Here is a 12969-nt window from a genome sequence, read left to right on the forward strand (position 1 = left end):
GTGTTGTATCTCGCGGGATAACTTGGGTTGGTGTTGGTTTTGTATCTCGCGGGATAACTTGGGTTGGTGTTGGTTTTGTAGCTGGTGGGGCAGTTGGTTTTGTATCTGGTGGCGTAGTTGGAGTTGTATCTGGTGGCGTAGTTGGAGTTGTATCTGGTGGCGTAGTTGGAGTTGTATCTGGTGGCGTAGTTGGAGTTGTATCTGGTGGCGTAGTTGGAGTTGTATCTGGTGGCGTAGTTGGAGTTGTATCTGGTGGGGCAGTTGGGGTTGTATCTGGTGGCGGAGTTGGGGTTGTATCTGGTGGGGCAGTTGGAGTTGTATCTGGTGGCGGAGTTGGGGTTGTATCTGGTGGTGGTGTTGGGGTTGTATCTGGTGGGGCAGTTGGGGTTGTATCTGGTGGCGGAGTTGGGGTTGTATCTGGTGGTGGAGTTGGAGTTGGGTTTGATGTTGGTGGTGCGTCTGGCTGAGGTTGGGCTAAAGACACCTGTAAATATGGTTCTAAAGCAATAACGAAACTGCTAATAGCAACTAAATAAGCTTTAGAAACTAGCAATATCAGTTTGATAAATGGTTTTTGATTCATTGTCCACTCCTCTAAAATATCAACACTTAGCAAAGATGTAATATGCTCATTATCCAGGGTAAGCGCATCTTGTCAATAAGAACCCCTCAGTATCAATAAAACTAAAAAATATCGCCTTAAGGCTTGCGGCTTGCTTATTGACAAAATATTAGGCGTAGGCGTAGCCCGTCGTAGGTCTTACCCTGAGTCCTACGCCGTTCGCCGAGCGCGATGCCCTGAGCTTGCCGTTCGCGGAGCGTCTCATAGAGAAGGGTCTCGTAGAGAAGGGCATCGCTTTCAACGTTGGAAAATCAATCAAACGATAAATCCTGATTGTTTCGTTTATATATAAACAAAAGCAAGGCATCAGAAAGCGCTAGAACTAAAATGGCAGTAAGCTAATCGTCATTCATTTTTCCAGAATGATTCGCTTGTAGTAAGGACTTCAGCCCTGCTTTTATGCAACTTAAATGCTCATTAGCTTAGTTCTATACGCTCATAATAAGTAAATTTACAATCTTTAATTGATATTATTATAACAACTTATTTATTAATTCAAAAATATAGGAATCCTAAATCATTAAAAACTTTAACTAGGCTGGGCATTGCCCATGCTACTAGACAGAACAAAAAGTTAAAAATAACATCAACTTTCCTCGTATTTTATGATAATTAATTAGCGGGAATTAACTAGAAAACAGACTTCTGAAATAACACACTAGTTGCAGCAAGTCTGATTTTTTCCTTGCAATTTACCCTGATGCCAAATTCCACTTTTATGGATGCCATTCTGAGATATACAGGTTCCTTGACCATCAAATTTACTCTGCTTGAATTCACCTATGTATTCGCAGCCATTTATATAAATAAATTTACCTAAACCTACGTAAGAATTATTATTGAACTGACCTACATAGCGACTTCCATCTTTAAATATGAAGGTTCCCATACCATCATATTTACCTTGGTTGATTTTTCCTTCATATTTATTACCATTTGCCAAAATGTAAGTTCCACAACCGTTGGGCTGTCCATTTTTTAGTTCTCCATAATATTTATTATTATGATTTTTCTGATCTACCCAGTTGGGTCGAGTATTTGGGACTGGAGATATAGGTTCTGGGCATGTTTCTGCATCAGTTATAGGTTGTTTTATACCTGGTATTTCTGGCGTTGTCAACCCTGGCTGGGGTGTAAGTTCTCCTGCATTAGGTAATGGTTGTTTTGGAACGAGTGTCGGTTGTTCCGAATTAGGTATAGGTTGTCCCGAATTTGGAATACGCGTCAGATTAGTTGTGGGTTGTCTTGAAAAATTTATAAATAATAATCCGATCCCAAAAAGTAGACTTACTAAGACTCCGGCGCCAATCAAAAGTCTCTGGTTTGCTATAAAAAAATGTGATGGTGGTGAAATTGATGAAGGCGGTGGTGTTACCTGTATGGATTCAGATGATGCTGCTGTTAGGGCTTGCAACGCCTCACCTGCTGTTTGATAGCGTTCCTTAAAGTTAGAACGTATCATTTTATCTAACACATTTGCTAGAAACGGGCTAACTGAAGCCCGATCTCGCCAAATTATTTCAAAAGTGTCTGGATTTTTCGGTAGTTCTTGGGGTCTAATCCCAGTTAAAGCGTAAATTCCCAACATTCCCACTGCATAAACATCGCTGGATAACTTGGGATACCCATTTAACTGTTCGTTAGGCATATAGCCAGAAGTGCCAATAACAACAGAGACGTTGGTTACTTCTTGAGGATTGACTGTTAATTTGCTAATTTCCTTAACAGATCCAAAGTCTATTAATACTATTTTGCCGTCACTATTACGGCGCATTAAGTTTTGTGCTTTTATGTCTCGATGAATGATATTTTGATTATGAATAATTGTTAATACTTCTAAGATTTCTTTTAAAAGCTGTGTTACATTAGCTTCACTTAACTTATTACCAGAGAAAATTTCCTGACTCAAATCATGTCCATCAATATATTCTTGTACTAGATAAAATTCACCCTCTTCTTCAAAGTGGGCAAAAAGTTGTGGAATTTGACTGTACTCACGACCTAAGCGATATAAAGCTTTCGCTTCCTTGTTAAAAAAATTAATAAAGATTTGTAACTCTTCTGGGCTTTGCCTTTGCCGAAGATTTTTGACAACACACAGAGGATGGTCAGGTAAATCTAAATCTTCAGCTAAATAGGTGATTCCGAAGCTACCGCTTCCCAATAGCTTGATTATTTTATAGCGATTGCGGAGAATATGACTGGCAAGCATTGAATTTAACCATCAGTAAAGAGAAATGATGTTTTCATTTTGCCATACTTAAACTAACTAACAACTGTTCTCTAAACTCGCAGCTTTTTGCTATCTTTAATCAATCCACTGTAAGCAGACCCAAAGCGCAGTGCTTTATTTTTAACGTAGGGGTAGCCCACCGTACGCATCGCCTGTAAAAAAATATGTACTCAATCGTGATGCATTGAGTGGAGAATAATCATAGAGAAAAGAATATCCCTAAACTTCCTTCAATCGATGTCCAATATGAATACACTGTCGGAATCGAGAGTGAAACTTTATTTGTGTCGCACTGTACCAGGACTTACGCAATTGAAGAAGAATACATTCGTCAGAATTCAGGAGTCAGAATGCAATCAGTGGGGGATTCAGACCCGCCACTGATTGAAGACCACCAAATTTTCTTGTTTTGTGGGGGTCTTAAACGCCGTTTATTCATCCACCAGTCGCACAAAATACCCAAGTGAATTCTGGCGACTGGCACCTTTATTCTGTTTGATAACTACATGAATTGCCCTAAAGCGCGTGTAGTTTTGCGTAAGTCCTATATACTAGTGATTCAGGACTTTTGCGACGGTTTGCACATCCTTGTCACCTCTGCCAGAGCAATTGATGACAATGCGGGGGCTGCCTTCTAACTGAGGACAAAGGGTTTCTAGATAAGCGATCGCATGAGCAGTTTCCAAGGCTGGAATAATCCCTTCTAATTGCGAAAGCCTTTGAAATGCATCTAACGCCTGTTTATCGGTAACACTGTAATATTCGGCGCGACCAAGATCCATTAAATAACTATGTTCAGGGCCAACGCCGGGATAGTCTAATCCTGCGCTAATTGAATGAGCTTCGATTACTTGACCATCATCATCTTGGAGTAAATAGCTCATTGCACCGTGCAATACACCTATTCGCCCTTTTGTCAAGGTAGCAGCGTGCTTTTCTGTGTTTACACCTTCACCTGCCGCTTCCACTCCGATTAGGCGCACCGAAGGTTCATGCACAAAATCATTGAATAAGCCGATCGCATTGGAACCTCCACCCACGCAAGCCAGTAGAATATCTGGTAATCCTCCCCATTTTTCTAGAGACTGAGCGCGAGTTTCTACACCGATTATCACGTGGAAATCACGGACAATCATCGGGTAGGGATGGGGCCCGGCAACAGAACCCAGGATGTAATGGGTTGTTTCCACATTCGTCACCCAATCCCGAATTGCTTCAGAAGTTGCATCCTTGAGAGTTCCCGTACCTGCCTCTACTGGACGAACTTCTGCCCCCATCAACTTCATGCGAAACACGTTCAGGGCTTGGCGTTCCATATCGTGGACGCCCATGTAAATCACACATTTCAAACCAAACCGCGCACATACAGTTGCAGTCGCAACCCCGTGTTGACCTGCCCCTGTCTCTGCGATAATCCGTTGCTTGCCCATGCGCTTGGCTAGCAACACTTGAGCCAAAGCATTATTAATTTTGTGAGCGCCTGTATGATTTAAATCTTCGCGCTTTAAATAAATTTGCGCTCCCGTGCCATCTGGTCTAGCGTAGTTTGTTGTCAGCCGTTCAGCAAAATATAATGGGCTGGGCCGTCCCACATAGTCACGTAATAAGTTTTGCAGTTCCGCTTGGAAACTCGGCTCATTGCGATATTGATGAAACGCCGCTTCCAACTCAGTTAATGCAGGCATTAAAGTTTCTGGGACGTATTTACCGCCGAATTTTCCAAACCTACCCAAAGAATCTGGTTGGACAGTTGCAGCCGAAATCGTAGTGTTGATATCTTGTATGCTTACCATTGATTAAAATCCTTTTACGTTCAAGTATTTTTTACTCTCGTTCTAACTTTTTAGAACTTATGCCACATATGAAAAAACTTATGCCACAGATAAAATTCTCTTCCCGCTTTCTTTTCAAAGGTTTCGTAAGTATAGCCCAGTTTTCTGTGATTCAAAACGTCTATAGGCCGCACCAAATCGTCCGAGTCAAAATTTGGTAATAGAGATACTAAATCTCCTAATGCCGTAGCTTTAGGGGTAGACATACCGCCGTCCCAAGGCCACATTCGGTCTTTAAGATTGTGTCCATAAGGCTGACCATCAGCAGGATAAAAATCGCTACCTTGATGACCGTTGTCTTGCCATTCAGCCCAGAGGCGGTCTATATTCGCATGATGCAACCAAAACACTGGGTCATAAGGTGAACTGGGGATATTGCTCATTGTACCTAAAGGCTTAAACTTTATGGGTGTCCTACTCGCGTCTATCTCTACCCCACCAACTAAACCATGAATGTAATTGTGTATGAATCCTCCTGGGGTAATTTTACCTTGCTCATCTACAGAGATAAATCCTTCCAAAGCAGGGCGAAATAGAGAATAGTTATTAAGAGCAAGGGCACGCTCAATATCTTTTTTGGGCAGAGGGTAATCACTGGCAGGAGGTAATCGTAGAAAGCGTACAAGTGATGTACCTAGTGATATGTTGGTATCTGGGTCAATGTTTAAGACTGGATTCATAACCCAGCCATTTGCAGCAGAAAAAGCCCCAGACTGTACAGCGCCGCCTGTAAAATTTCCCTGATTTGGAATTTTGATGGTTACTCCTTGACCGTTAGAACCAAGAAAGTCATCCTTAAAAATCACATCAAGTGCTATGGGGTCAGTCAAATCCCAGTATGGGAGGCTAACAGTTGGGTCTACTGCTTGCAGAGCTTGTTCAAATCTGCGGATATATTCTCGATGCCAAGGGAAAAAGGCGGCATTTTCATGAGCAAGTTCCTGAACCGAACCATCGGAATGCCCTTTATGGTTATGAATCAAGCGTGTTGCCCCTAAATGTATGGCAACAAATTGGTCGTAAATACTGACCTTGCTACCTGCGGGAATTATCGTTTTTAAGGTTTTGATAGCCTTAACAAAGGCTGTTTTTTCTGCTGGTGTCAGGTCAGTTGCGTTCTTTCTGACAGCTTGGTGAGCCTGTTGTGGTGGAAAATTGTAATGCCAATGATATTTGTATTGTCCGTGATCAGTGCGATCGTGGGCAAAGACTGTAAGGGCGCAGGCGCTAACTAAAAGTACGCTATAAATTAATATTTTGACAGATTTCAGCAGGAGTTTCATTGTCTTAGGGATTTGCAAGAAATAAATTATCCAAGAAAACGAACCACAGAGGCGCAGAGAAGCCAGTGCGTTGCGGTGAGGCAGTCGCTCAGAGGGGGTTTCCCCCGTTGTAGCAACTGGCGCGGCACGGAGAAAGGAGCAAGAAAGAGAAATTAAGAAGTCAGAATTTAGAACTCCCTAAGTTGGGCAAGGCTGTTTCGTTCCCTAAAAAACTTTAAAAATCAAGGGTTATAGCAATTAAAAATTAGTTATTTTGTTACCAGCGTGCCGATAAAATGAACTATCTTACTGATATTTAAGTGCTTAAATGTTCATCTCAGGGTCACTTTTACTTACAATTTTCTCGCTAACCATCTTGACAAATCCTGTTTGAAAGGGAATGAAACAGCCCTGCCTATGTTGGGGGGTAAATTTATCTCACCTCTTGAAGAGATGGACTTTCGCGCCGACTTTCTGTAATGGCTGTTTTAAGTTCTTGACAAAGTTTTTCTACTGCTTGCAGTCCTTCAATTGGGCTACCTTCAGCTAACCGTTTAACAAAGGCACTACCAACAATCACCGCATCTGCACCCCATTCCATTACTTGGTGTGCTTGTTCTGGATCTGAGATGCCAAAACCAACGCCAATGGGTTTATCGGTGACACTTCGCAAATCTGTAATTAAATGCTTTACGCGGTTTTGGAGTTGAGAGCGGATACCTGTAACACCTGTAACGCTCACCAGGTAGATAAAACCCTGAGATTGACGAGCGATCGCTTCAATCCTATCTTTGGAACTGGTAGGAGCTACGAGTAAAATTACCTCAATTCCGAAAGATGCGGCGGTTTGTATTAATTCTTCTGCCTCTTCTAAGGGTAAGTCTGGCACTACCAGCCCTCGCACCCCAGCAGCGGCAATTTTTCCCAAAAATGACTTAATACCCCGGTGCAAAATGGGATTGTAGTAAGTAAATAGAATTATCGGCGCTTTCAGGCTAGGACTCACCCTTTGTAACATCTCTAGCACTTGCTCTAATTTAGTGCCTTTTTGCAAAGCGCGGGTTGCTGCTGCTTGAATCACAGGCCCATCTGCAAGAGGATCGGAGTAAGGAACGCCCAACTCGATAAAGTCAGCACCATTGCGATCTAAAATGCGTAAAGCCTCGGCGGTGGTTTCTAAGTTAGGATCGCCTGCTGTGATAAAAGGGATTAAAGCACACTGTTGGCGATCGCGTAAAGTTTGAAAGGAAGTGGAGATAAAAGTCATGCCGAAAAATAGTTAATAGTTGGTTAATAGTTGTGGAAGAATCAATATTTAGCAATCAGGGATGTCCAGCCGACATTTTTTGTCGTCGAGTCTTTGAACTCCATTAACGAGTCTTTGAACTCCATTTAATGAGTATCAGAGCTTTATTTTTTTGGCTCCCTTTAGAACTCAGTATTTAAAAGACTATGCACAGCTTGTTCTACATCGCTTTGTTTAACTAAGGACTCTCCGATTAAAACTGCACGGGCGCCAGCCTCAGCGACAAAAGATAAATCAGCAGGTGTATATAGTCCAGACTCACTGACGACGGTGATATCCAAACTTTGTAATTGTTGTTGACGTTCTGCTAAAAGTTGCTGTGTTGTTCCTAAATCAAGGGTAAAATCTTCTAAATTGCGATTGTTGATTCCTACTAAATGTAAGTCGTCAAGCTTTAGCACTCGATCGAGTTCCGCTAAGGTATGGACTTCTACTAGTGCATTCATCCCTAAATCGTGGATCACTCGCAAAAAATTTTGGAGTTCTTGATCTGATAAAATCGCAGCAATCAACAACACTGCATCTGCACCTGCTGTCCGTGCTAAATAAATTTGATAGCGGTCAATGATGAACTCCTTGCACAGTAGGGGTAATGCCACTTGCTGACGCACATTACGCAGATTATCAAAACCGCCCTGAAAAAACTTTTGGTCAGTCAGGACTGATAGACAAGCCGCACCGCCTCGTTCATAAGCTTGAGCAACAGCTACTGGATCAAAATCTGCGCGGATAATCCCACGGCTAGGTGATGCTTTTTTTACCTCGGCAATTAAGCTAGGTTGGTTGGGATTTTCCTGCAAAGCAGTCAGGAAATTTCGCACAGTCGGGGCTGCATTTAACTGTTTTCGCAAGGAGGCTAAAGGCAATTCTTGCTGCATTTGTGCAAGTTCTTGCTTTTTATGCAACACAATTTCTTCGAGAATATGGCGGGAAGTAACAACTTGGTTAATCATAAACTGCTAGGGAAGTGGCAGGAGATGGGTAAATCACTAATTATCTTGTATTCTTGTTATTCTCGTTTCTCGTCGGTTTCTCGTTCCCAGATTCCATCTGGGAATGCCTTCTATGCAGGCTCTGCCTGGCTGATACGACTAAAAACACTCTTAAACCAATTCGCAATTCGCAATTACGTTTTGTGACGGGGATTTTAATTAGGGATCAAAACCTGCTGCCACAAGAGGCAGGGGAATTAAACTGAACATACTTTGTTAATCTATGAGGCGGAGCCTCAAGGATGGCATTCCCATGCAGAGCATAGGAACGAGGCAACTCTTGACTAATGACTAATGACCAATGACTAATGACTCTTTAGTTTGCGTATATGCATACACCACATTTTTAATGATTTCCAAACCGACTTCTCCGGCTAAAGTCATGATTGATTCTGGATGAAACTGAACGGCAGCGATGGGAAGTGTCTGATGTTCAATGGCCATAATTACGTCGTCGTCAGAAATTGCTGTCACCTTAAGTTCTTTTGGCAAACGTTGCGGTAGGGCAAACAATGAGTGATATCTACCCACTGCAAAGGATTCTGGTAAGTTTTTGAAGGTGACAGAATTGGAATCGGTGACGAAAATACGTGAGGATTTACCATGTTGAGGATAGTTGAGAACTCCCAATTCTCCACCAAAAGCTTCAACGATGCCTTGCAGCCCCAGACAAACTCCGAAAATGGGAATTTGGCGATAAAGAAGAGCGCCGACAGTCTCTGAAACCCCAAAATCACTTGGTCTACCAGGGCCAGGAGATAAAACAACTAAGTCAGGTCGTTCTGTATCAAAAAGTGAATCAGAGAACCCGTGACGTAATGTGGTAACGGTTGCACCAGTTTGGCGAATGTAATTGGCTAGGGTATGAACAAATGAGTCTTCATAGTCTATTAATAAGATGCGTTTGCTAGGTTTTACACCTGGGATAGGTTTACTTAATTTTATAGACCTGGACTCATCAACTTTCTGACTCGTTTGCTTAACACGACGAATCGTGTCAAATAAAGCCGCAGCTTTGGTAATTGTTTCTTGTTCTTCTGCTTGTGGTATGGAGTCATAAAGGACAGTAGCACCAACTCGCACTTCGGCGATGCAGTCTTTTAATCGAATTGTCCGCAGAATTAATCCAGTATTTAAATTCCCATTGAAATTTAAATAACCAACTGCTCCACCATACCAACGTCGAGCGCTCTTTTCATGCTGTTCAATAAAATCTATTGCGGCTTTTTTGGGTGCGCCAGTGACTGTAACTGCCCATGTATGTGAGAGAAAGGCATCTAAGGCATCAAATTGCGATCGCAGTGTACCCTCAACATGATCCACAGTATGAATTAAGTGGCTGTATAATTCAATTTGGCGACGACCAATGACTTGTACTGAACCAGGTTCGCAGATTCTAGATTTGTCATTGCGATCAACATCAGTACACATGGTCAACTCAGCTTCATCTTTGTGAGAGTTGAGTAACTGACGAATTTGCACCGCATCGTCAAGAGCATCTTGTCCCCGGCTAATAGTGCCACTAATTGGACAAGTTTCTACCCGCTTACCTTCAACCCGCACAAACATTTCTGGAGATGCACCAATTAGATATTCTCCACCTAGATTAAAAATAAACCCATAAGGACTAGGATTTATTTCCTTTAAAGTTTCAAATAGCTTGCTGGGTTGGTCTTCATAGCCCTCAAAAAAGTTTTGACTGGGAACTACTTCAAATAAATCGCCTCGGCGGAAATAATTGAGTGCAATCTCAACTTTTTTCGCATATTCGCCTATTTTATGGTCAGCAGTTTGATTCGGTAAAAGATGTTTTCCGCGATAATCTACAGACTCACCTGTTCGAGCTAGATTCTTAGTGCTACCATGCACTGTTTCAAATTCATATTTTAGACAAAATGCACGTTGCTGATAGTAGTCAACAACTATCAATTCATCAGGTAGATAAAGCACTAAATCTCGCTGATCTGTAGAACGTTCCAAACGTTGATTAATTGGTTCAAATTGGAAAACTAAGTCGTAACCAAAAGCACCATATAATCCTAAATGTTCGTCTTCTTGACTAGAAAAAGTATGTAGGATTTCGCGGATAACTGTAAACGCTGAAGGTTGTTTACTCCGTTCTTCTTCAGTAAATAATTTTTTCGTAGGTTTAACAAAGCCTACAAGATAGTTATTATCTTGAGTAACTTTCTCAAGTTGTTTTGATTGGGATAAGCACTCTAAGAGGAATGGTAAAAGTACTTGCCCGCGTTCATTTAACGCTATGAAAGTAAAAGTATTTTCCTGTGTAGTCAATTCTAACGGTGGATTGACAAATCCGATGGCCCACCTCTTGTATCTCCCTGGATATTCGTAGCTGCTCCTTAGCAAGCCTCCACGCTGAGAATTTAAGTGGAACAGAATATCTTCGAGGGCAGTGTCCATCTTAACTTCTCTGATGGAGCGAGAAACGTTTACACCACCAAGGGTTTTGTAGGAACGGGAATCAAAAATCATGGGTAATTTTTCTGGAATATTTATTAGTTAGTCATTAGTCAAAAGCCATTACTGATTATTGGTAAGTCTCTTCAAATTAAAAATAAATCAAGATTAGGCGATTCCATTTAATTGAAGTTATCCAAATAGGCATATTCTTTTGAAAAATTGTCATGAAAAACTTTTTACTTCTTATTTAAGACTACTAGATATCAAGCAGATAATACATTGAAAAATTTTTCGATTAGGTGTCAATTTATTCGCTTTTTATACTACTTTTCTAATATATTTATTAGCAACGCTATTTGCAATTCGCCGCCTCCCTCAAAGGTAATAGATTATTTCACAAGTTCGCATCAAAACTCTACGCTACTGTGCGCTTTTATCTGCTACCTGGAGCATTTAAAATTCCACCCTTAATTCTCGCAACAGCGATATTGCTTTCCTGTACAAAAACAAATCCACCTCGTGAACTTCAATTGCTTTTCCAATGCGTTGTAGCAACGTTAAAGTCAATTCTCCACCCAAGTGTTCGCGGAACTCAGTTAAACCTCGGAACAAACAATGAGGATGTTCCAATTGTGATAACTTATCAGCTAGTTCTGGCACATACAACGTGAAACCCAACGCTGATAAAGTATTTAATATCCGTTGCCAGTCTGAATAATTCAGTAGTCCTACTAAATAGGAATAGGTGCTATCCAAAGCGATACCGATCGCAACTGCTTCACCATGACGCAAGCGATAATTTGTCAAATGCTCCAGTTTATGAGCCGCCCAATGTCCAAAATCCAGAGGACGAGACGAACCCATTTCAAAAGGATCGCCACTGTTGGCAATGTGTTCTAAGTGCAACTGAGCGCAACGATAGATGATCTCTTGCATAGTGTCCATATCTCGCTGCACAAGGGCTGCGGTGTGGAAATGGATAAAATAAAAAAAGTTAGCATCCTTAATCAGCGCCACTTTGATTGCTTCTGCAATTCCAGAACGCCAATCGCGATCATCTAGAGTTGTCAAAAAGGCAGAGTCATTTACAACTGCATAAGGTGGCGCAAATGTGCCCAGAAAGTTCTTTTTACCAAAGGCATTGATGCCGTTTTTTACTCCAACGCCGGAATCATTTTGTGCTAATACCGTCGTCGGAATGCGGATAAGGCGAATTCCTCGGTGAGCAGTTGCAGCAGCATATCCGACTAAATCCAACACCGCCCCACCGCCGATCGCTAATAAGTAGGAATGGCGACATAATCCGGCGGCTTCAATCAGTTCATGGATTTGCTCTAGCAAAGTGCGATCGTTTTTAGCAGCTTCTCCTCCCGAAATTATCATCGGTTGGGCTGCGATCGCTAGTATCTCTGCATAAAAGTTGGTATACGCTACTAATTGCTTAACCAATTCAGGTTGATACTGCAATATTCCTGCGTCTATTACTGCTACTACTTTCTTCGGCTTTGTCTCCCCATCTGCCGTAATTACTTGGGCTAACGTGGGGTTTTTCAACTCAAATAAATTTTGGGTAAAGTAAACCTCGTAGTTAAAAGTAACCGAAACACGTTGATGAATTAATGTACTTTTTTGCTTTATGTCAATCACCATATTTTTGCTGATATATCTATAAGTGCGGCACCATTCAAAGCTTGAAGGAACATTTCTACCGAGTCAGAACCATCTACCTTGACTTTATTATTGATCATGAAGAACGGCACACTGTTGATGCCATTTAACCGAGCAAATATGGATTCAGCCACAACTGCATCACCCACATCAGAATCATTTAATTGTAGGCGTAATTCCGTAGAATCCATCTGGTATGCTGTACCGATGGCAACAATAACGTTAATATCTGCGATATTTAAACCGTCTTCAAAGTAAGCTTTATAAATAGCTTCTACGACATCGTGTTTTACGTTTGCGGGTGCAAGTGCAATCAGTTGGTGAGAAAGCTTAGTATTGACAGCCAAACGGATTTTGTCAAAATCTAGCTTGATTCCAGCCGCCTCACCTGCGCGCCGCGTACTATCAAACAGATGTTGCAGTTGTTCCGTTTCGATACCTTTTCTGTTTTGCATAAAGCTGCGAAATTCGTAGCCGTCAGCAGGAATAGTATTGTCTAGAAGAAAGGGATGCCAGCGGATATGTACTTCTTCTTCTTGCCATTGTGCCAGTGCATCAAACAGATGCTTTTTGCCAATTCTGCACCAGGGGCATACGGTATCGTGAAAGATGTCTATCAGCATACTTTTT

The 12969-nt window shown here is 41.7% G+C and carries 9 protein-coding genes; all 9 read right to left on the reverse strand.

Annotation, left to right across the window (positions count from 1 at the left end):
* On the reverse strand, positions 1-583 hold a 583-nt coding region (locus PUQ00_RS03330), incomplete at its 3' end, for a hypothetical protein (RefSeq protein ID WP_300413162.1).
* A gap of 697 nt (positions 584-1280) precedes the next feature.
* Positions 1281-2834 carry a protein kinase gene (locus PUQ00_RS03335; RefSeq protein ID WP_300413164.1) on the reverse strand — a complete coding sequence of 518 codons (1554 nt, stop codon included), beginning with the start codon at positions 2832-2834 and terminating at the stop codon, positions 1281-1283.
* Positions 2835-3406: 572 nt separating this feature from the next.
* Complete coding sequence (gene trpB / locus PUQ00_RS03340) at positions 3407-4648, reverse strand: tryptophan synthase subunit beta (protein ID WP_300413166.1); 1242 nt, start codon at positions 4646-4648, stop codon at positions 3407-3409.
* A 50-nt stretch (positions 4649-4698) separates the two neighbouring features.
* Positions 4699-5970: a tyrosinase family protein gene (locus PUQ00_RS03345; protein ID WP_300413168.1), complete on the reverse strand. Its 1272-nt coding sequence runs from the start codon at positions 5968-5970 to the stop codon at positions 4699-4701.
* A gap of 412 nt (positions 5971-6382) precedes the next feature.
* A complete protein-coding gene (trpA, locus tag PUQ00_RS03350; RefSeq protein ID WP_300413170.1) occupies positions 6383-7216 on the reverse strand; it encodes a tryptophan synthase subunit alpha in 834 nt (277 codons plus the stop codon).
* Positions 7217-7377: 161 nt separating this feature from the next.
* Positions 7378-8208, reverse strand: coding sequence for an indole-3-glycerol phosphate synthase TrpC (gene trpC / locus PUQ00_RS03355; protein WP_300413172.1), 831 nt, complete (start codon positions 8206-8208; stop codon positions 7378-7380).
* Between the two features lie 330 nt (positions 8209-8538).
* Positions 8539-10743 (reverse strand): anthranilate synthase, encoded by a 2205-nt coding sequence (locus PUQ00_RS03360; protein ID WP_300413174.1) that lies wholly within the window; start codon positions 10741-10743, stop codon positions 8539-8541.
* A 381-nt stretch (positions 10744-11124) separates the two neighbouring features.
* On the reverse strand, positions 11125-12321 hold the full coding sequence (locus PUQ00_RS03365; RefSeq protein WP_300413176.1) for a 3-dehydroquinate synthase: 1197 nt from the start codon (positions 12319-12321) through the stop codon (positions 11125-11127).
* A complete protein-coding gene (locus PUQ00_RS03370) occupies positions 12315-12962 on the reverse strand; it encodes a DsbA family oxidoreductase (protein WP_300413178.1) in 648 nt (215 codons plus the stop codon). Before PUQ00_RS03370 ends, PUQ00_RS03365 begins: the two co-directional genes overlap by 7 nt.
* Positions 12963-12969 lie beyond the last annotated feature (7 nt).

Source organism: Nostoc sp. S13 (assembly GCF_029379315.1).
Classification (GTDB): Bacteria; Cyanobacteriota; Cyanobacteriia; order Cyanobacteriales; family Nostocaceae; genus Nostoc.

What these genes read in the sequence shown, in the direction of transcription:
- PUQ00_RS03335 (WP_300413164.1), bottom strand. Translation starts at nt 2,834, where the DNA reads ATGCTTGCCAGTCATATTCTCCGCAATCGCTATAAAATAATCAAGCTA.
- trpB (WP_300413166.1), bottom strand. Translation starts at nt 4,648, where the DNA reads ATGGTAAGCATACAAGATATCAACACTACGATTTCGGCTGCAACTGTC.
- PUQ00_RS03345 (WP_300413168.1), bottom strand. Translation starts at nt 5,970, where the DNA reads ATGAAACTCCTGCTGAAATCTGTCAAAATATTAATTTATAGCGTACTT.
- trpA (WP_300413170.1), bottom strand. Translation starts at nt 7,216, where the DNA reads ATGACTTTTATCTCCACTTCCTTTCAAACTTTACGCGATCGCCAACAG.
- trpC (WP_300413172.1), bottom strand. Translation starts at nt 8,208, where the DNA reads ATGATTAACCAAGTTGTTACTTCCCGCCATATTCTCGAAGAAATTGTG.
- PUQ00_RS03360 (WP_300413174.1), bottom strand. Translation starts at nt 10,743, where the DNA reads ATGATTTTTGATTCCCGTTCCTACAAAACCCTTGGTGGTGTAAACGTT.
- PUQ00_RS03365 (WP_300413176.1), bottom strand. Translation starts at nt 12,321, where the DNA reads ATGGTGATTGACATAAAGCAAAAAAGTACATTAATTCATCAACGTGTT.
- PUQ00_RS03370 (WP_300413178.1), bottom strand. Translation starts at nt 12,962, where the DNA reads ATGCTGATAGACATCTTTCACGATACCGTATGCCCCTGGTGCAGAATT.